The sequence below is a fragment of the Alcanivorax sp. HI0044 genome (genome assembly GCF_001634945.1).
In genome coordinates this window covers 1-19029 of sequence record NZ_LWEZ01000786.1, presented here as the reverse complement: position 1 = coordinate 19029, position 19029 = coordinate 1, and the positions used below count along the sequence as shown (strand labels likewise).

Below are 19029 nucleotides of genomic sequence, written 5' to 3'. Positions count from 1 at the left end.
TGACCGGCTGCGCCTGATCTTCACCTGTTGCCACCTGGGGCTGGCGGCGCTAGCACAGGTGGCGCTGACATTACGGGAAGTGTGTGGACTCACCACGGAAGCCATCGCCCGCGCCTTTCTCAGCAAACCCGCCACCGTAGCCCAGCGTATTGTCCGCGCCAAGGGCAAGATCCGCGATGCGAAAATTCCCTACGAGGTGCCGGAAGGCGCGGCATTGGCGGAACGTCTGCAGTCGGTCCTGCAGGTGATCTATCTGGTGTTCAACGAGGGCTATCTGGCATCGTCCGGCGAGCAGGCGTTGCGCCATGATCTCAGTGAGGAAGCGATTCGCCTGGCCGAGCTGGTGCTGGCCTTGTTGGCGGAACGCACCGACCAGCCGGACCCGGAATGCCAGGGCTTGCTGGCGCTGATGTTGCTTCACCATGCTCGTCGGGCCACGCGAACGGATGCGCAAGGCGAGCTGGTGCTACTGGAAAACCAGCAGCGCAGCCTCTGGGACCGGCAGGAAATCCAGCGCGCCGATCAGCTGGTGCGCCAAGCCTTGCTGTCACGGCGCTTCGGGCCTTATACCCTGCAGGCCGCCATTGCGGCAGTGCATGCACAGTCACCCAGCAGTGCGGAGACCGACTGGCAGGAAATCGTCGGACTCTATGATCTGTTGATGCAGCATATGCCGACCCCCATCGTGGCGCTCAATCGGGCGGCGGCCCTGGCCATGCGTGATGGACCGGAGGCGGGCTTGCAGTCGCTGGAGCCGCTGATGGAGAACAAGGCCCTGCAAGGGTATCACCTGGCCCATGCCGCACTGGCCGATATGCACCGGCAGTTGGGCCATCAGGACGCGGCGGCTCAGGCCTACACGCAAGCACTGGCATTGGCGACGCAACCAGCGGAGAAACGCTTTCTGCAACAACGGCTTGCCGACCTTTCCAGGTAGCGGTTTTTCGCGGTCAGCGGAGTTTTGAAACAAATAGCTCATCGCGGGTTCGAATGGATAACACGCTTCTCGCTGTTTGATGGGTTCTCGCAAATACTTGGCACTTTGCCAAACGCTCGACGCCGAATGCCTGACGTAAAACCCCATAGCCTGAGAGGCCGTCGTTATTGCGGTGTCTCTTTTGAGCGTTATTTTAAGGAATAGTCAGGGCCATCATTCCGGCAATAATCGGGCAATGCATTTTGCGCGGAAAGCACGGCGGCCATAGTGTTCAGGTTTTGAATGCAAGCGTCCGTCGTCGGGCATCCGGCGTCTAGCGGTTGCGCGGGGTGGATAAAAAGACAACGCCTGAAATTGGCTCACCGCTTAATTCTGCGATGAATAAAATAAACAGGGGCGCTGTCGAAAGCGGGGTTTCAGGTTCGACTAATGGGAAAGTGACCCATAAAGGAGTTGAACATGAGCATTGAAGCAACCATTCAGGACCTGACTCGCCGCTGGCTGAAAGGCGCAGCCGATAATGATGTCGAGGCGATCATGGCCCTCTATCACCCGGCTATCCGTTCATTCGATGCCATTCTGGCTATTCAGGTATCTGGCGAGAAAGCGTATCGGGCGCATTGGCAAAAGTGCATGGAGTCCTGCCCGGCGGAAGCGTTTTTCGAGATGCACGACCTGGTTGTGGAAGCATCCGATTCCCTGGCGGTGTCGCACAGCCTGACCCATTGCGGTGCCACCGTGGAAGGGGAAAAGCAGGGCGGCTGGATGCGCTGTACACATGTGTGGAAACGTGATGGCGACCAGTGGAAGATTGTGCACGAACACTTTTCCTGCCCGTTCAATCCTGAGGGCATGTCGCTGATTATGACGTGGCAACCGGAGCACGCACCGGTACCTTTTAATTAAAACCGACCCGGGAGAGAGCACGATGAAATATCTATGTCTGGTGTATTACAACGAAGCGGCGATGCAGGAACGTGGCGATGATCACTGGCAATCGCTTAACCAGGAGTGCCAATCCTACAGCGGCGGCTTGCAGGAGTCCGGCGTGATGCTGGATGGCTCCGCCCTGCAACCGGTGTCCACGGCGACCACGGTGCGTTTGCGTGATGGGCAGGTGAGTGTCACCGATGGCCCCTTTGCGGAAACCAAGGAGCAGCTGGCGGGCTTTTACCTGATCGACGCCAATGACCTGAACGATGCGATCCGTGTGGCCAGCCGTATTCCGCCGGCACGCTACGGCAGCATCGAGGTGCGGCCGGTGCGCGATATCTACGGCGAGTCGTCGGATGCCGTGCCTTATGCGGACGCCGTATCGGAAAACGAGAAGGTGACGGACTAAAGCGTTTTTGAAAACGCCCGGCACCCCTGATTTTCTTTGGAAAGTGATGCTTGCATCACGAATAACGTCGGGTGTGGCCGGTCCTGTCGCGATGCAAGCATCGCTTCCCACAGCCTGCCTGTCTTTTTTCAGAGGCGCCCTAAAACTTTGGGGGGCTCAACAGGCGTCACCTCGGTAGTGTTAACAGGTCCTAATCAAAGGTCTTCGCAAAAACCAAACCGCCCCACAGTACATTGCGGTCGCCCACGCCCTCTTTCAGTTCGGAGGTGTGGCCGCGCAGGACATAGCTGAGCCGGTAGCCGTCACTGAAGGCATAGGTGTAACCCAGCCAGGCTTCGGCGACGCCATGGTTCACTTCGTCGCTGTCGTAGCGCACATCGCTGTCCCGGAACTGGCCCTGCAGAAACGCATTGTAGGCGCGCCCGACCAGCGCGATGCCGCCCCACACATAGTGTTCGTTGTCCTCACTGGTGGCGGTGGTGTTGTTGCGTTCGCCGTAGCGGGTCAGTTCCGGGTTGCTCTGCCACCAGGGGCTGCGCAGGCGCCCGGCACGAAAGCTCAGGCTCCAGCGTGCTTCGGTGAGGTAACCCACGGAACCTTCCACGGTGCTTTTCACTTCCAGATTGTCGCTGGAAATGGGCAGGGTCTTCTGCCGGGCCACCGCGTAGCGAGCGGTGGGTTCGCCGCCATCGCTGATCTGGTGGTCCCAGCCTTCCGCTTGTTCACTGCCGATGACCTTGTGCACGCCATTTTGAATGTTGCCGGCCAGATCCAGCCCCAGGGCGCCCAGTGTCAGGGTGCTGTGCCAGGCCACCTGGTCGTCGGGATTCACCTGCACGCGGCTGCTGGAAAGGTAGATCATGCTGGCGTAGGGGCGGTCGTCGTAGAGGGGCTCAGGCCGCTCTTTCTGTTCCGGGGTGAAGCCGAAAATGCCCGCTTCAAAACTGTGGCCGCGAACCCGGCTCCCGGACAGGCTATTGAGGCCCAGGGCGGTATCGATCCAGCCCAGCGGGGTGTCCAGGGAAAGCAGAAAATCCCGTGCCCGGGTGCCGGTGGCGGCCATGCTGAGGCCGTAGGTGTAATCCTGATCACGGGTGCCCGGCACCAGCATGTCGTTATCCAGGGTCAGCGCCCAGCTACCGGTTTCACGCTCCTGCTGCGGTTGAGGGCGGGATTGGCGTGGACGCATTTCGGTGAGTCCCGGGTCTGCGGCCCGGGCCAACGGCGAGGCGGTGTCGGACAGGGTCGCGGCGACGCTCAGTCCCGGGCCCGCCAGCATGGCGATCGCCAGTAAGGCTGTGGCCCGAAAACCGGGGGAGGGAAAAAGGCTGTCGCGTGTGTTCTCTGTCATGGCTCCGTATCCGTCTCACTCCGGGAGCCCACAAGCGGCTCGCCAGAACTGCAATTCAGTGACGCGTACGGTATGCCCCGCACGCGCATGGTCGGTATCGCGTTGCTGGGCGGTTGTTGCCTGTTTCTACAGAGAGTTGTTGTTCTGCCAGCGGCAGCGGCGCCATCGTTGGGCCGCTGAGTGTTCAATGGGACTAGAATGGGCGATGACTGTTCGATGAAACAGTGCGACAGGGTTGGCCATTTAATCGAATTTTTCGATTCTTCCAGAACCCTGCACTCCCTCCGGGAAATGACCAGATCCCCGCTCCTGCCGTTCACTTCGGTCATTGAGCTTGCTTATGGAGAGGGCGTAGCCTCGATTTCATATCCATGACCTGATGGTCAACAGACTGTGATAATGAGGAGAGCACGGTGGCAGAAGCATATATCGTAGCGGCGGTGCGTACCGCTGGTGGCAAGAAGAACGGTCGGCTGAGCAAGGTGCATCCCGCAGATATGGGCGGTCGCGTTATTGATGCGGTGGTCGAGCGCACCGGTGTGGCGCCGGAAAAAATCGACGACGTGATTTTTGGTTGTGTCAGCCAGATCGGTCCGCAGACCTTTAACGTGGCGCGCACGTCCATTCTCAGTTCCTGCCTGCCGGAATCCGTGCCGGGCGTCACCATCGACCGTCAGTGCGGCTCCTCCCAGCAGGCGATCCACTTTGCCGCCCAGGCGGTGATGAGTGGCACCCAGGACCTGGTGATTGCCGGCGGGGTGGAATCCATGAGCCAGGTGCCCATCGGTTCTCCGGTGATGGCGGTCAAGGAAATGGGTAACCCGTTTACCGGTGAAATCAGCAAGCGCTATCCGGGCGAAACCTTCAGCCAGTTCCATGGCGCCGAGCGTATGGCGGAGAAATACGGAGTGAGCAAGGCGGAGCTGGACCAGTTTGCCTACGACTCCCACAAGCGTGGCGCTGCCGCCACGGAAGCAGGCCGCTTCAAGGATGAAATCATTCCGGTGCCGATTACCCTGGAAGATGGCAGCAGCGACGAGCATACCGTGGATGAAGGCATCCGCTGGGAAGCAGAACTGGATGCCATCAAGGCGTTGCAGCCGCTGCAGGAAGGGGGCCATATCAGCGCTGCCAATGCCAGCCAGATTACCGACGGCGCTTCGGCGGTGATGATCGCCAGCGAAAAAGCGGTCAAGGAACTGGGCCTGACGCCGCTGGCGCGTATTCACGCCATGGCGGTGGTGGGTTCTGATCCGACCATGGTGCTGGAAGGCCCGATCCCGGCCACCGAGAAAGTACTCAAGCAGGCCGGCATGACCATGGCGGATATCGATCTGTACGAAGTCAACGAAGCGTTCGGCTCCGTGCCGCTGGCCTGGATGAAGGCCCTGGGTGCGGATTACGAAAAACTGAACGTGAACGGTGGCGCCCAGGCGCTGGGCCACCCGCTGGGGGCCACCGGTTCCAAGCTGATGGGCACATTGGTGTATGAGCTGAAACGCCGTGGCGGCAAGTACGGTTTGCTGGCCATCTGCGAAGGCCTGGGCACCGCTAACGCGACCATTATCGAAGTGTTGTAATAGCAGCAAAAGAATGAAAGCCGAGCTGACCACGGCTGCCATTCCATGAAAAAGCCGGCCCGAATTGTTCGGGCCGGCTTTTTGTTGGTTCTTCGCGGAGCAGGGTGAATATCACGCGCCTCATTGCCTGATGGGGATTACGGCAGGGCGCTTTCAGCCTCCTCCAGCGCTTCCATGGCTTCCAGTAGCGCCCCTTCCAGTTCGTCGTGCTGTTGCTTCAGGCGGGCCTGGTCTGCCAGCAGGTTGTTCATTTCATCCTTGCGGTTTGCGTCGGTATATAGCGTGTCGTCACCTAACGACGCTTCCACAGCGATTAATTTCTCGCTGCACTGGCCCAGCTGTTTTTCCAGGGTTTCTACCTGTTTTTTCAACGGTCGTAACTGCTGGCGCTGTTGGGCGGCTTGCTGGCGGCGGGCCTTGGCGTCCTGGCCATCGCTGGCTTTCTCTTCTTTCACCGGTTTGCCGTCGCGGCGGTTTTGTTGCAACCAGCGAGCATAGTCGTCCAGGTCGCCATCGAAATGGCTGACGCTGCCGTTGGCCACCAGGAAAAAATCGTCCACGGTGGTTTCCAGCAAATGCCTGTCGTGGGAGACCAGCACCACGGCCCCTTCGAAGGCTTGCAGGGCCAGGGTCAGCGCTTCGCGCATGTCCAGGTCCAGGTGGTTGGCGGGCTCATCGAGTAACAACAGGGCAGGCTTTTGCTGGACGATCATGGCCAGCGCCAGGCGGGCTTTCTCGCCGCCGGAAAAACGCCCGATGGGGGCAAACACATCATTGCCCTGAAAGCCGAAGCGGCCCAGTTCGCTGCGCAATTGCGATTCGCTCCATTGCGGATAGAACCGTGACAGCATCTGGTAGGGGGTGTCGTTGGCGTCCAGGCGATCCACCTGTTGCTGGTGGAAGTAACCGATTTTCAGATCATCGTTTTTTTCAAAGTGGCCGCCCAAGGCGGGCAGTTCGCCCACCAGGGTGCGCACCAGGGTGGATTTGCCTGCGCCATTGGGGCCGAGCAGGCCGATGCGGGTTTCCGGACGCAGGCTCAGGTTGACTTGGTCCAGGATCACCGTATCGACGCCGTTATTGCGATAGCCGCATTGCGCCGCGTCCAGGTTCTCCANGGGGTTGGGCAGTTTTTCCGGGCTGTGAAAATCAAAACTGAAGCCGGAATCCACATGGGCGGGGGCAATCAGTTCCAGTTTTTCCAGCGCCTTTACCCGGCTCTGGGCCTGCTTGGCCTTGCTGGCTTTTGCCTTGAAGCGGGTAATGAATTTTTGCAGGTGGGCGACCTGGGTTTGCTGCTTGTCGTGCATCTTCTGTTGCAGGGCCAGCTTTTCGGCGCGCTCGCGTTCGAAGTCGGAGTAGCCGCCGGTGTACTGCTTCAGGCTGTTATGTTCGATGTGCAGAATCTGGGTGACGATGGCATCCAGGAACGCCCGGTCATGGGAGATCACCAACAACGCTCCGGGCTGCTGAATCAGATAACTCTGCAGCCACAGAATGGCATCCAGATCCAGGTGGTTGGTGGGCTCATCGAGAAGCAACAGGTCCGCGTCGCTCATCAGTACCTGGGCCAGATTCAGGCGCATGCGCCAGCCACCGGAAAAGCTGGAGACCGGCTGCCGTTGCTGGGCTTCGCTAAAGCCCAGGCCCGCCAGCAGGACGGCGGCGTTGGCCGGTTGCTGCCAGGCGTGCAGCGCGTCCAGCTCGCCGTGGGTCAGGGCAATGGCGTGGTTGTCGCCGGCCTGTTCGGCGGCCGCCAGTTTGCGCTCGGCGGCGCGCAGGGCATGGTGGCCGTCCAGCACGTAATCGATGGCTGGCTGGTCCAGTGCCGGTACTTCCTGGGCCATCATGGCCAGGCGCCAGTCGGCAGGCAGATTGAGGTTGCCGCCGTCGCTCTCCAGCTCGCCCATGATAAGCTTGAACAGCGAACTTTTACCGCTGCCATTGCGGCCCACCAGCCCCACGCGCCAGCCCTTGTGCAAGACCAGGTTGGCATCTTCCAGCAGCAGGTCGGGGCCGCGACGAAGGTTGATATGTTCGAGAGACAGCATGGTGAGCCTATTTCCAAGACAGTGGCCTGCGTGCAAGTGTAGACGCGCAGGAAACCGGCGCAGTGTAAGCGATGGCCTGTTTAAGCACCAACCCGTCAGCGGACGGTGAATCAGGGGATACCCGTGAGTGATGAGATAAAACCGGATCTGTGGCGTTTCGCGCTGGGCCGTTGGCAGGACAAGGCGTTCGAGAAAACCTGCCTGTATTTGCAGGATGAATATCAGGTGCCGGTGTCGTTGATGCTGTGTGGGCTGTGGCTGGCCGCGCTGGGCAAGCAACCGGATGCCAAGGTGGGCCGGCGGTTGGCGGAACTGGCCGGGCAGTTCGAGTCGGATTACCTGCGACCTCTGCGGGCGGTGCGCCGAAAGGCCGGGCAGGATGAGCGGTTGCCCGAATTCAAGCGGCAACTCCAGCAGGTGGAGCTGGAAGGCGAGCGCTGGTTGTTGACCTCTCTGCCGATGCTCTGCGATACCTTGCTGCCGGCCGGCAAACCGGTGGACCCGATGGGCTGGTTGCTGGTGCTGGTCCCGGAAACGGCGCAGTGCGAAGGGTTGCAGAAATCGCTCAATGAGTTGGTTGCGCTCTAGGCATTGCCGCTACTCCCGTCCCGTTCCAGAAAGCCTGTTGAGCCCTGGAGCGCCTGATTGTCCTGCCGCCGATTCCGCGTTGACACTCGGTTCGCACCTCAAGCGGTGTTCCTGCAGAAATCGCGTGTTACCACTTTCAACTTTGAACTTTCCCCCCGCCGCTGCCATTCTTCCTGTCCACGTTTTATTCGGACCATCCCATGAGCACCGACCTGGATTTCGATCGCGACCACCTCTGGCATCCTTATACGTCTACCTCGAAACCGTTGCCCACCTTTCCTGTGGCCAGTGCGTCCGGGGTGAGGCTGACACTGGATGACGGGCGTGAACTCGTCGATGGCATGTCGTCCTGGTGGGCAGCCGTGCATGGCTATAACCACCCGGTGCTGAACCAGGCGGCAAAAGACCAGATTGATCGTATGGCCCATGTGATGTTCGGCGGGCTGACCCACGAACCGGCGGTGGAGCTGGGCAAGAAGCTGGTGGCGCTGACCCCCGATCCATTGGAGAAAGTGTTTCTGGCCGACAGCGGCTCGGTGGCCGTGGAAGTGGCGATCAAGATGGCGCTGCAGTACTGGCTGAGCCAGGGGTACACCGGCAAGGACAAACTGCTGGCCCTGCGCAACGGTTATCACGGCGATACGTTTGGCGCCATGGCGGCCTGTGATCCGGTCAACGGCATGCATTCGCTGTTCAGTGGCGTGCTGGCCAAACATTATTTTGCTGAGGCACCGCAGTGCCCCTATGACAGTGATTTCGATACGGCGGATCTGGATTCCATCCAGCAGATGCTGGCGGCCCATCACCAGGAGATCGCCGCCGTGATTTTGGAGCCGGTGGTGCAGGGCGCTGGCGGCATGCGTATTTATCATCCCACCTACCTGAAAGCGGTGCGGGCCCTGTGTGACGAGTACGGTGTGTTGCTGATCTTAGATGAAATCGCCACGGGCTTTGGTCGCACCGGCAAGTTGTTTGCGCTGGAGCATGCGGATGTGTGCCCGGATATCCTGTGCCTGGGCAAGGCGATTACCGGGGGCTATATGACTCTGGCGGCCACGTTGTGTACCGGTCAGGTAGCCGCGGGTATTTGTGAGGGGGAGGCCGGGGTGCTGATGCACGGGCCGACTTTTATGGGTAACCCGCTGGCCTGCGCCGTGGCCAACGCCAGCATCCAGTTACTGCTGGAGTCCGGCTGGCAGCAAAAAGTGGCCGCCATCGAGAGTCAGCTCAAGGAGGAATTGCTGCCGTTGAAGACGCTGCCTGCGGTGGCCGATACCCGGGTGCTGGGCGCCATCGGAGTGATGGAAATGAAAGAACCGGTGGCCATGGAGCAGGTGCAGGCGCGTTTTGTGGAGCTGGGCGTATGGATTCGTCCGTTCGGCAAGCTGGTCTACATCATGCCGCCGTTCGTGATCGAGCCGGAGGATTTAAGCAAGCTCACTGGGGCCATGCGGGATTTGGCAGAGGGCAGTTGACGTTAAGACCTAACTTTCTACAAACCCGCTGTAGGCGTTCCCTTCCAGGGGACGAACCTCGCGAAGCGAGGCTACAAGAGCTTTCACCTGCCGCACTGTCATGAGTCGATCTAGAACCTGATCGCCCTGCGGGCAATTCCGCGTTTACACGCGGTTCGTCCCCTGGAAGGGAACTCTACAGGTGGGTTAACGAAACCCCGGCATGGTCTGTATTAAATGCCGCTGTACCTCCAGCCATTCGCCGATTAGCCGCCAGTGTTGCTGGTCTTCAAGGTGGCGGGAGACGGCGGCATCCATGATGCCTTCGCCCTGGCTCATGGCTTGCACATAAAGCTGCGTGTCGCGCAGGGTGACCAGATAGGGAATTTTCAGGCTGGCAAGAAACTGGCGCAGGGCTTCGTACATTTTTGTGCGGGTGCGTGCCCGGTTGGCGATCACTGCCAGCCGTCGGGGGCGCCGGCGGTAGCTGGGGGTGAGCATCACGCTTTGCAGAAACCGGGTGGTGGCGCGGATATCAATGGGGCTGGGCAGCACAGGAACCAGCACCACCTGGGAGAGTCGCATCAGATGATCCAACTGATGCGGATCAAGCCCGGCGGGAGAGTCGATGATGACCAGATTGCCTGCCTGATCCAGACGTTGCTGCAGGCGGCCCAGGGAAACCGGTTCACCGGCAGGCCAGCTCAGACCTTGAATAGTGGCGGAGTGGCGCATCTTCAGCCATTGGGTGGCGGACTGCTGCGGGTCCAGATCCATCAGACATACCGGGCGCCCCAAGGCTTCGAAATAGCAAGCCAGGTTGGTGGCGATGGTGGTTTTGCCGCAACCCCCTTTGCTGTTTGCGACCAGAATCACCAAACGCGAAGCGTGGGACCTGTGCTGGGAGCCGATCCCCGTGGATGGGCTATTCTGTGCGCTGTTCATACCGTTTCTTTATGGTTATTTCGTATGATTCTACCTGCCCCTAATGCCGGTGCGGTGACTGTCGGAAGAAAGGGTGATTGTGCTCACAAATTCAACACTACCGCAAAAGTGGCATAAGTGATGTAAATTGTGATGTTATTTTGCTCCCATGGGGAACTCGATCCCGTGAAGGGGCTCTACAGGGGAATCCGGCGTTATGCGTTTTTTGCTCATTATTGTGGTGCTGCTGCTGGCAGTGCTGGCGGCCTTGTTTATTGTGCCGCTGGGTGGTGGCAAGCCATTGCTAAACTGGCAGCATGTGGAACAGAACTGGCAACAGCCGGAAAAGCTGTTTGACGGGAGCCTGTCTCCCTGGCTGGAAAAAAAGGGGGACACGGAGCTGTATCGCTGGCGTGACCCCGATGGAAACTGGCAGTATGGCCAGATTCCGCCGCCGGGTGTATCGGCGGAACCCATTACGGTAAAAGCTCCGGACACCATCAGCGCGGAAGAGATGCGCGGTGGCAAGGGGCTGGAAGAGACACAACAGAAACAATAACAGTTGGCCAATTGGAGGCAGAATGAAGAAATTGGGAATCGTGCTGGCAGGAACGGTCTTGCTGGCCGCTTGTGGTCAGGACAACGCAGAAGTGAAAACGGATGACCAGAAGGCGTCCTATGCACTGGGTTTCCGCAGTGCCGAGCAGATGCGCAGCCTGGAAAACCTGGATCTGGATGCCATGGTTGCAGGCCTGCGTGATGGCTTCGACGAGAAGGGCGAGTCCCGTCTGGGTGATGAAGATCTGGATCAGCTGATCCGTGATTTCCAGGGCCGTATGATGGCCGCCCAGCAGAAAAAGGTTGAAGAAGAAGCTGGCAAGAACCTGGAAGCCAGCGAAAAATTCCTGGCGGACAATGCTGAACGTGACGGCGTGACCGTTACCGACAGCGGCATGCAGTACGAAGTGCTGGCCTCCGGTGAAGAAGGAGCGGCATCTCCGACTCTGGAAGACACCGTGGAAGTTCACTACCACGGCACGCTGCCCGACGGCACTGTGTTCGACAGCTCCGTAGAGCGTGATCAGCCTGCGACCTTCGGCCTGCAGCAGATCATTCCGGGTTGGCAGGAAGCGCTGCCGATGATGAAGGAAGGCGACAAGTGGAAAATCGTCCTGCCGCCGTCACTGGCCTACGGCGAGCAAGGTGCGGGTGGCGACATTGGCCCGAACCAGGTGCTGATTTTCGAAATCGAGCTGCTGGATGTGAAAGGCAGTGGTGATGAGGCGCAAGGCGAAGAATAATCGCTGTTGCTGTTTTATCCGCAAAAGAGGGCGCCTTTGTGCGCCCTCTTTTTGTGCGGATCTGCGGCTGCAACCGCCCTTTGCCAGCCGCATTCCGGGTTATTGTAATCTGGTTGACACCGCGCGAAATAGCGCCAGAGCGTCAGCCTTGCTTGACATGCCGTATTCAGGAGACACGCTAGTCATCACAATGACCAGATTTTCGGCCGGATTCACATAGAGATACTGGCCTCCAAAGCCCACCCCCATGATTTCCTCGCCGTTACCCGCCGGCAGCCACCATTGATGGCTGTACCCGAACAAGGGCTGTTTCTCCAGCGTTTCCAATGCCGCATTATCGGGAGAGAAGCTATCGGACAGCCACTGCGGTGATATGACCTGCATTTCCGCCACTTTGCCGTCGTGAGTCAGCATTAATCCCAAGCGTCCCAAATCACGCAGGCGGGCATTCATGCCCATCCAGCCCTGCTCAATCGGTTCGGCATCTTTGGCCTGATCCGTCAGCCAGTACGCCGGACTCTTGGCGCCGATCTTCGACCACAGATTTGTCTCGGCAAATTCTGCCGCCGTCATGCCCGATGCCTTCTCCACCAACATGGTCAGAACCTGGGTATTGGTATTAATGTATTCCCACTTCTCGCCGTGTTCCACGCCCTTCTTTTTGAGCGCCGTGCCGGGATAGGGGCGAAGGCTGGCGCCGCAGGCAAAACTGGCCCCCGCCGCCGGACGGATATCCCTGCCCTCACCGGCGGCATCAGGGGATTGCCCCTTGAAATATACGGCCGTCGACATGTTCAACAGGTCGCGTATGGACGCTCCCTGGAAGCCGCTTTCTTTAAGCTCGGGCAGGTACTCGGTGATCGGCTGGTCGATATCGTCAATCATTCCCTGATCCACCGCGATGCCCACCAGCAGCGAAACAACGGATTTAGACATGGAATTAATCAGAAAGACAGATGAGCGATCGGCGCCCAGGCGGTAAGTTTCCTCGCGGATTTCGCCGTCCTTGATGACGAGAAAGCCGCTCACCTTCCGGGATGCGAAGTAATCCTCCTGCGATGCGCTCTGTCCCTTGAGGGAAAAACTCACCGGTGGGAGGGGCTGTCCCTCCGGTAGTTCAATCACAGTATTACCGGGTGCCAGTTTGGTAGCGGAAAAACGCTGGTAGGCAGACCGGAAATGCTGGGCTGCATCAGGCGTTTTCGTGGAGAAGTAGCGGGCAACTTCGCCTATTTCCTTGCGGCCACATACCTCAGCGGTGCTTGCTGCATGACCGGCGACCGGCAACACGCTGCCTGTCATGCTAAGCGCCAAGATCACCGTGCCTGTTACCTGCTTCCGGGTTCTTGATACTGACCATTTCATCGTTTTGACTCCCTTCTTGTTGTTGGGGAACCGCTGAGCGGCTTCTTTCGTTGTCTGTCATAGCTGCTTTCAGTGGCGAAATAATCCAGCATGATCTCTGCCACCTTGTCCGGGCGCTCGGAGGTTAAGGCATGCCCCGTCTCGGGCAATTCCACATAGGTTACCTGCGCACCCAACTCTTCCTTGATCGGGCGGCCAGCTAGGTGTGGCGGAGCAATGAAATCCTGTGCCGGTTGAATCAAAAGAAAGGGCTTCCCGCCCGCGTTTTTGAAAATATCGCCGTCAATACTCCTGGCGGCATGGACCTGTGCCATCGCCAGTTTCGGATACCAGCCTGTCAACCAGGCATCCGGCGAATTGCCTTCGGCGAAGAACGCACACTGAATCGCCGCACGGCGTTTCTCTGTACCTTCCGTCGGCGTAATAGAGCCTCGCAGGCAGGCTTTTTGTTCGGCGCTCATTTCGAAGTTACCGCCCGCCGCCAGCAGAACCAGCTTGTCGATCCGTTCCGGGTACAGCGTCGCGAAGGTTCGGGACAACCTGTTGCCAAAAGCATGACCAATCATGTGCACTTTCTTGATGTTGAATGCGTCCAGGCTGAGCCGTACATCGTCAACCAGCATTTCCATGGAAACCTGACCGGGTGTCAGCTCGCCCTTGCTTTCACCAACACCTCTTGGCTCTATCAGAATGACCTGGTACCCGGCTTCAACCAGTCGCGTGACCAGCGTGGATTGGTACTGTTCTGTGTAATCAGCTACCCCCCGCCCCAGGGATGGGATGATCGTGACATAGTCACCCTGACTTGCGTCTTGGCGGTACAAACGGACGGCGTTGGTTGTGTTGCCGTGTGTGATAAGTCGCTCCGCAGCGAGATAATCTTTTGCCTGCTGTTTCGTGGCCAGGGCCAGAGCGGGCAGCAGAAGTGATAAGAGAAACGTGATCAGCAATGGAACTTGCCGAAGTGACCGTGATGTCATATTTGTTATTCCTATGCTAATAAAATGCATAAATGTTATGAGGAGGAATAGGTATATCAGGGCCAAGGGAAAATCTATAATGCATTATAGGTAGTGAGGAATAACTAAGTGTTATAAACATGATAAGTACAAAGCAGCTCTCTCATCTGAAAGCCGTGCTTGATTACGGCACGATACACGCCGCGTCACAGGCCTTGCATATCACGCAGCCTGCACTGACGCGCAGCCTGGCCAACCTCGAAAGCCAGTTGGGCACGCCCCTTTTCTTGCGCTCCAAATCCGGTATGACGCCGACAGAGTTCTGTCTGCAGATTCGGCATCGAGCAGAAACCGTACTATCCACTCTCAGCGATTTGAAAAGAGAGGCGGAGATTCAGCAGAGCGTTGCCACTGGTGAGCTTCGGCTGGCATTCGGGCAAGCAATAAAATCCAGCGTTCTCAGGCGTACGCTTTCAAAGATGCTCCTGGAAGCGCCAGATGTCAGCCTGACCATCAGTGAAGGTACGCCAGAAGAGTTGCATCGTCGCCTGGTCAACCGCCAAGTGGATATGCTCTTCATGGGCGCTGAGAGCATCCAGGATACAACGGGGATCCGGCAGGAACTGATAACCTCTCTTCCTCTACGCGCATTCGCCAGGCCGGACCACCCTCTGTCCGGTGAGAAAGATATTTCCGTAGAACAGCTAAGCCGGTATCCTCTGGTCGCGCCACAGGTTCTGTCATCAGGGCACCGCCTGCGCAGCATGTTGCGTGCCAGGGAAAATGCCCTGGGCCTGACGCCCGGTGTTATCTGTAGTGACTACGAGGCCACCAGGAAGCTTCTGCTGGAAACAGATGCTTGGGCGATTGCCCCGGAAATTCAGTACCAAACCGAACTTAGCGAGAATGTACTGTTGTCACTGGACATCCCTTCACTGAATTACGCCATTCAACTGGCTGTGGTTGAGCCGAAGGACCAGCCGCGAACGGCCGCATCTGAACGTTTCCTTCGGATCTGCCGTAGTCATTTCTGTCCGCCGGACAATGCGTGATGCACCTTTTTTATTCCAATATACCTATTAAGCATTATATTCCAGGGTCCTCGCTGTCTTAGCATGCCGTCAATACCCTCCCCGCAGTCAGCTGCGGTGGGGAAACCAAAATAAGAAAAGACGGCCGAACAATGAAGATGCGATTTCCTTGCAGAGCCCCCGAAAAGATTGTCCTGTCTGCCGCCCTGGCGACCAGTTTTGCCACAGCGACCGCCATGGCCACAGAGAGGCAAGCGGTTAACAATGATATGGACGTGAAGGTTTCCGGCAGCCTTATCGCTGGCGCAATCTGGACGGCGGAGAATGCCAATCCGGACTATATTTTTCGGCGCAACGCCCAGGTCGTAGGCAAAAGTGACTTGTCCATGTACAACCCGAAGGGCGGGCGCAATGGTGATGATGGCCGACTTAATTACACCGGCAAGGAGCTGGCCTCCACACCCGTGATCCTTAATGCCAAGCTGGAGGCCCGTTTCCGGAACTATAAAGCAGTTGTTGCCGGCAAAGCCTGGTATGACCATCACCAACTTCATCACGATGTCCCTTTTGGCTCTCTCGCTAACGGCTATCAGGCCAATGTCCCTTTGGATGACAGCCAATACAACCGGCTGGCTCGATTCAACGGTCTGGCTTTTACTGAAGCTTACCTTGAAGGGAAGTTCTCTCCTTTCCAGAAAGATCTGACGATTCGCGCAGGTGAGCAATATTTCAAATGGGGTGAAAGTCTTTTCTTTATCAACGGCGTCAATGTGATCAATCCTTTTTTCACGCCCGCCATCCGACTCTCCGGTGATTCGAAGAGGCTGACAACCAACGCCATCAGCGCCTCGTTTTCTGTCACTCCCGCGACGGCTATGACTATGTTCTATCAGCTGGCCTGGGAGGATACCGTCGTGGCTCCCTGTGGTACGGCGTTCAGTTCACGGGACTTTATCGCAGACGGTTGCAACGGTGCCAGACCGGTTGGCCCCAACGACCGCGTCGCCTATGAAAGCGGGCTTTTCATCGAACGCGGCAATAATATTGATGCAAGGGATGGTGGGCAATTCGGTTTTTCCCTGAGTCATGATCTGGGCAACACCACGCTTTCTGCCTACCTCATCAATATCCACTCTCGTCGCCCCTATACTAGCGTGATAACCGACAGCTACTCACAACCTGACGACAGCGGTATTGCGCCAGGCTGGCGCCCACCCAGTGACTCCAGCGCCGATGCCGACAAGAATGCCCAATATGTCCTTGAGTACCCGGAAGACCAGCAAATTTACGGGGTCAGCTTCAAGAGCCTGGCAGGGCAGGCCACAAGATTGTTCGGCGAATATTCATACCGCCCCAATCAGCCCGTGCAACTGGCCACTGCCGACCTGATTGCCGCCTTTGCCAATGATCCGGCCTATCTGGCCAGCGTCATCGGTGAGGACCTGACATTGGGGCAGGATTCGATCAATGCAGCTCCCGGTAGCGTGTATCAGGGCTATGACCGTCGCAAGGTCTCCCAATTGACATTGGGCGTGATCCAACCCGTTCCGGGTGTTCTGGGCTCAAAAGCACTTGTGGTGGCTACCGAGGCCGGAGCCAAGTACATCCACGACCTGCCTTCACAAAGCGAACGCCGCTACAGCCGCACAGACCTGTACGGTTCGGACCTGGCCAGTGGCAATGCTGTCGGCTGTCAGGTCGCAGGGCAGCCGGACAGAGGCAGCACCGGCTGTTCCAAGGATGGATACGCTTCCCAGTTCTCCTGGGGCTACCGTTTGCGCAGCCAGTTGATCTATCCCAATGTGGTCGGCGCGTTTACCCTTAAGCCTTTCGTTCTATTCGGCCAGGATGTGAAAGGTTGGTCCTACGATGCCAATTTTTCTGAGGGCCGCTTGATCGGTGGTGCGGGCATTAGTGCCGAATACGGGCAGCGTCTCACTACTGATCTGCGCTGGATAAGCACGGGGAATGACCCTTTTTCGGCCACCGACAGGGACTTTATTTCCGCCAGTATTGCCCTGAATTTCTAACACCCCGGATCACGATGAAAAGGCGCTTGCGATACCGGCGCCGGGAAAGCGATGAGTCGGTTGCCTCGTTCGGCCAGCTCGCGAAGTGTGGAGGCAATGTACGCTAAATAGCGTGTACGGCCGTGTCGGTGAGCGATGATCTTAAGGAACCTCTGAATAACTCCTTGCGTGCTCAGTCTTTCAGGCTGGTTCGCCCCCTAGGCCAAGGTAAAGAGGGGCGCGATTTTGAAGGTGTCCCCTCAAGGGGGATCGAGATATGCCCATCCATCGGCTCTTTACCTTCGAAGGAAGCGTAACAACGAGAGCGGGCCAGCCTGGAAGACCTGAAGCACCATGGCGGGCATAAAAGCGCGGTGGAGTGCGCATCTGCTGCGCCTTGCCTCTAGGAAAGGGGCCCACCCTTACCGTCGAGACAAGACACAACAGCTGCACGCTCCAGGTCACGCTGAGCATGCAAGGAGTTATTCAGAGGTTCCTTAATGCGTCGCCTGCTGCCGCGGCGGTTCTTGCTGGTGGATGCTGAGAATCAGCTGGTCTTCCAGGGCAAAGCGTTCTTCCAGGGTTTCCATCAGTGCACTGATGCGCTGGGGTAGCACACTGCGTTGGGCCAGGCATTGGTTCGGGTGTTCGAAGTCTTCATTGAAAGCCAGGGCGGCATCGGTGGAGCTGTCCAGCTTCTGCATAATCTGCCGGGTCAGTGCCGGGTTCTCCCGGTGAAAGTGGCGGGCTTCGTTAACCAGTTCCCGATATACCTCGAAATAGCCGGCACTGATGTAGTCCATCAGCAGCTGACAGAATCGCTGTACCTGCCGGTGCATGGGTTGCGGGTTATCGTAAGGCTGGGGAGTGGAAAGGCCTTTCAGGCCCTGCATGGTGCACAGCAGAACAATCAGCTGTTGGCGTTCATCCAGCCAGGCCTGAACCAGGGCTTCGATACGTTGCCATTGAGCCAGTGCTGCAGATGTGGAACTCGCCATTGTATTCCCTCCTTAGTGAATGGCTGAGACTGCCTTGGGCCGGGGGTACGAACGGTGCCGTACGAGCGGACGTCTGATTCTTCAGCAGGGCTATCGAGACTAGGATGGAGGGTGATGGCGGCGCAATGGGCAGAAAGTGACCTTTTTGCGGAGTAGCCACAAACAGTGGAAAAAACAGCGCGGCGTCAGCCACTTGCTGATAAAGACGGATTTTTTATAAGGCAGGGGCTTTTAGTGCTTTGTAACGGCGGATAGGAATGCCTGATGCCTAGTGCTTGACGCCAGACGGCTGTGCAAACCGGGCCGGGTTGTGGTCGCACCACCGGTTTGCTTTGGGGGTGTAATGTCAGGCATCAGGCTTCTTGCGTCCTGCAAAACGAGCAATGCCGCCCCTCCGGTCGAGCTGGCACAGCGGTAATGCTTCAGGTTAATCCGCGTTAGCCGAGATGCTGCGCCACCCAGGGCCACAGCCAGGGGAGTGCCAGTGCGGTGACCAGGCCACACAGGCCTAGCGCCAGGCCTGCAAAGGCGCCGGCTTTTTCGCCGTATTCGAAAGCCCGTGCGGTGCCGATGGCATGGGCCACCAGCCCCAGCGCAAAGCCTTTTACCCGATGATCGCTGACCTTGAGCAGCCGGAAGATGGGCCCGGCGGAGAGCGCGCCGACAATGCCGGTGATGGCCACGGCACCGGCGGCCAGCGATACATAGCCGCCGGTGGATTTCACCACTTCAACGGCAATTGGTGTGGTGATGGATTTGGGGGCCAGCGAGCCCACGACTTCGGCGGGCGCACCCAGCCACCAGGCCAGTCCCACCGCGATGGCGGCAGAGATGAAGGCGCCGAGAATGGTGGCGATGACAATGGGGGTAAGCACGCTGCGCACGGTGTGCAGTTGCCGGTATAGCGGCCAGGCCAGGGCAACGGTGGCCGGGCCCAGCAAAAAGGCAATGATCTGGGTCTGGTCGCGGTATTCCTCGTAGTCCACATTCACCAGCGGCAACACGATAATCACCGGGATGGAGGCCACCAGAAACGGGTGAAAGACGGGCAGGCTGTTGCTGCGGCCGTAGATCCAGAGGGCGAAACGGTAGCTGGCCAGCGTCAGTAGCACACCAAACAGGGGGGTGTGTACCAGGCC

17 protein-coding genes are annotated in these 19029 nt (G+C 58.3%); 10 read left to right on the top strand and 7 right to left on the bottom strand.

Features of this window, described 5'->3' with window-relative positions:
* From A3730_RS09445 to A3730_RS09435, 3 genes are all read left to right on the top strand, one after another.
* The coding region (locus A3730_RS09445) for an RNA polymerase sigma factor (RefSeq protein WP_063537979.1) at nucleotides 1–937 on the top strand (937 nt) is incomplete at its 5' end.
* A gap of 459 nt (nucleotides 938–1396) precedes the next feature.
* The gene (locus A3730_RS09440) at nucleotides 1397–1843 is read left to right on the top strand and encodes a nuclear transport factor 2 family protein (RefSeq protein WP_063520081.1); all 447 of its coding nucleotides are present in this window, start codon (nucleotides 1397–1399) and stop codon (nucleotides 1841–1843) included.
* Between the two features lie 22 nt (nucleotides 1844–1865).
* A complete protein-coding gene (locus tag A3730_RS09435; RefSeq protein ID WP_063520082.1) occupies nucleotides 1866–2279 on the top strand; it encodes a YciI family protein in 414 nt (137 codons plus the stop codon).
* A 190-nt stretch (nucleotides 2280–2469) separates the two neighbouring features.
* Here the strand turns inward: A3730_RS09435 and A3730_RS09430 are convergent, their stop codons facing one another.
* The gene (locus tag A3730_RS09430) at nucleotides 2470–3630 is read right to left on the bottom strand and encodes a lipid A deacylase LpxR family protein (RefSeq protein WP_063520083.1); all 1161 of its coding nucleotides are present in this window, start codon (nucleotides 3628–3630) and stop codon (nucleotides 2470–2472) included.
* A 413-nt stretch (nucleotides 3631–4043) separates the two neighbouring features.
* On the opposite strand from A3730_RS09430, the gene A3730_RS09425 reads away from it, so the two are divergent.
* Nucleotides 4044–5210: an acetyl-CoA C-acetyltransferase gene (locus A3730_RS09425; RefSeq protein ID WP_063520084.1), complete on the top strand. Its 1167-nt coding sequence runs from the start codon at nucleotides 4044–4046 to the stop codon at nucleotides 5208–5210.
* 137 nt (nucleotides 5211–5347) lie between these two features.
* Here the strand turns inward: A3730_RS09425 and A3730_RS09420 are convergent, their stop codons facing one another.
* A complete protein-coding gene (locus A3730_RS09420; protein WP_063537977.1) occupies nucleotides 5348–7261 on the bottom strand; it encodes an ATP-binding cassette domain-containing protein in 1914 nt (637 codons plus the stop codon).
* A gap of 123 nt (nucleotides 7262–7384) precedes the next feature.
* Between A3730_RS09420 and A3730_RS09415 the strand changes: the two genes are divergently transcribed.
* Both A3730_RS09415 and bioA read left to right on the top strand, forming a co-directional pair.
* Complete coding sequence (locus tag A3730_RS09415; RefSeq protein WP_231880586.1) at nucleotides 7385–7849, top strand: TIGR02444 family protein; 465 nt, start codon at nucleotides 7385–7387, stop codon at nucleotides 7847–7849.
* Nucleotides 7850–8049: 200 nt separating this feature from the next.
* A complete protein-coding gene (gene bioA, locus A3730_RS09410; protein ID WP_063537975.1) occupies nucleotides 8050–9324 on the top strand; it encodes an adenosylmethionine--8-amino-7-oxononanoate transaminase in 1275 nt (424 codons plus the stop codon).
* A 186-nt stretch (nucleotides 9325–9510) separates the two neighbouring features.
* Here the strand turns inward: bioA and A3730_RS09405 are convergent, their stop codons facing one another.
* The gene (locus A3730_RS09405) at nucleotides 9511–10248 is read right to left on the bottom strand and encodes a ParA family protein (protein ID WP_082872316.1); all 738 of its coding nucleotides are present in this window, start codon (nucleotides 10246–10248) and stop codon (nucleotides 9511–9513) included.
* 196 nt (nucleotides 10249–10444) lie between these two features.
* On the opposite strand from A3730_RS09405, the gene A3730_RS09400 reads away from it, so the two are divergent.
* Complete coding sequence (locus A3730_RS09400; RefSeq protein ID WP_063519661.1) at nucleotides 10445–10786, top strand: DUF4124 domain-containing protein; 342 nt, start codon at nucleotides 10445–10447, stop codon at nucleotides 10784–10786.
* A 22-nt stretch (nucleotides 10787–10808) separates the two neighbouring features.
* Nucleotides 10809–11528 (top strand): FKBP-type peptidyl-prolyl cis-trans isomerase, encoded by a 720-nt coding sequence (locus A3730_RS09395; protein WP_063519660.1) that lies wholly within the window; start codon nucleotides 10809–10811, stop codon nucleotides 11526–11528.
* 99 nt (nucleotides 11529–11627) lie between these two features.
* Here A3730_RS09395 and A3730_RS09390 read toward each other — a convergent pair whose 3' ends face one another.
* Together A3730_RS09390 and A3730_RS09385 are read right to left on the bottom strand one after the other, a co-directional pair.
* Complete coding sequence (locus A3730_RS09390; protein WP_197468618.1) at nucleotides 11628–12830, bottom strand: serine hydrolase; 1203 nt, start codon at nucleotides 12828–12830, stop codon at nucleotides 11628–11630.
* Between the two features lie 59 nt (nucleotides 12831–12889).
* Nucleotides 12890–13843, bottom strand: coding sequence for an alpha/beta fold hydrolase (locus A3730_RS09385; protein ID WP_197468617.1), 954 nt, complete (start codon nucleotides 13841–13843; stop codon nucleotides 12890–12892).
* Nucleotides 13844–13992: 149 nt separating this feature from the next.
* Between A3730_RS09385 and A3730_RS09380 the strand changes: the two genes are divergently transcribed.
* Together A3730_RS09380 and A3730_RS09375 are read left to right on the top strand one after the other, a co-directional pair.
* A complete protein-coding gene (locus tag A3730_RS09380) occupies nucleotides 13993–14904 on the top strand; it encodes a LysR family transcriptional regulator (RefSeq protein WP_063519657.1) in 912 nt (303 codons plus the stop codon).
* A 131-nt stretch (nucleotides 14905–15035) separates the two neighbouring features.
* Complete coding sequence (locus A3730_RS09375; protein WP_082872314.1) at nucleotides 15036–16913, top strand: DUF1302 domain-containing protein; 1878 nt, start codon at nucleotides 15036–15038, stop codon at nucleotides 16911–16913.
* A 476-nt stretch (nucleotides 16914–17389) separates the two neighbouring features.
* Here the strand turns inward: A3730_RS09375 and rsd are convergent, their stop codons facing one another.
* Together rsd and A3730_RS09365 are read right to left on the bottom strand one after the other, a co-directional pair.
* Nucleotides 17390–17890 (bottom strand): sigma D regulator, encoded by a 501-nt coding sequence (rsd, locus tag A3730_RS09370; RefSeq protein ID WP_063519656.1) that lies wholly within the window; start codon nucleotides 17888–17890, stop codon nucleotides 17390–17392.
* Nucleotides 17891–18327: 437 nt separating this feature from the next.
* Nucleotides 18328–19029 (bottom strand): LrgB family protein (locus A3730_RS09365; protein WP_156501112.1); only part of this gene is annotated, 702 nt, incomplete at its 5' end.

What these genes read in the sequence shown, in the direction of transcription:
- bioA (WP_063537975.1), top strand. Translation starts at nt 8,050, where the DNA reads ATGAGCACCGACCTGGATTTCGATCGCGACCACCTCTGGCATCCTTAT.
- rsd (WP_063519656.1), bottom strand. Translation starts at nt 17,890, where the DNA reads ATGGCGAGTTCCACATCTGCAGCACTGGCTCAATGGCAACGTATCGAA.
- A3730_RS09430 (WP_063520083.1), bottom strand. Translation starts at nt 3,630, where the DNA reads ATGACAGAGAACACACGCGACAGCCTTTTTCCCTCCCCCGGTTTTCGG.
- A3730_RS09390 (WP_197468618.1), bottom strand. Translation starts at nt 12,830, where the DNA reads ATGACAGGCAGCGTGTTGCCGGTCGCCGGTCATGCAGCAAGCACCGCT.
- A3730_RS09405 (WP_082872316.1), bottom strand. Translation starts at nt 10,248, where the DNA reads ATGAACAGCGCACAGAATAGCCCATCCACGGGGATCGGCTCCCAGCAC.
- A3730_RS09375 (WP_082872314.1), top strand. Translation starts at nt 15,036, where the DNA reads ATGAAGATGCGATTTCCTTGCAGAGCCCCCGAAAAGATTGTCCTGTCT.
- A3730_RS09395 (WP_063519660.1), top strand. Translation starts at nt 10,809, where the DNA reads ATGAAGAAATTGGGAATCGTGCTGGCAGGAACGGTCTTGCTGGCCGCT.
- A3730_RS09435 (WP_063520082.1), top strand. Translation starts at nt 1,866, where the DNA reads ATGAAATATCTATGTCTGGTGTATTACAACGAAGCGGCGATGCAGGAA.
- A3730_RS09400 (WP_063519661.1), top strand. Translation starts at nt 10,445, where the DNA reads ATGCGTTTTTTGCTCATTATTGTGGTGCTGCTGCTGGCAGTGCTGGCG.
- A3730_RS09440 (WP_063520081.1), top strand. Translation starts at nt 1,397, where the DNA reads ATGAGCATTGAAGCAACCATTCAGGACCTGACTCGCCGCTGGCTGAAA.
- A3730_RS09380 (WP_063519657.1), top strand. Translation starts at nt 13,993, where the DNA reads ATGATAAGTACAAAGCAGCTCTCTCATCTGAAAGCCGTGCTTGATTAC.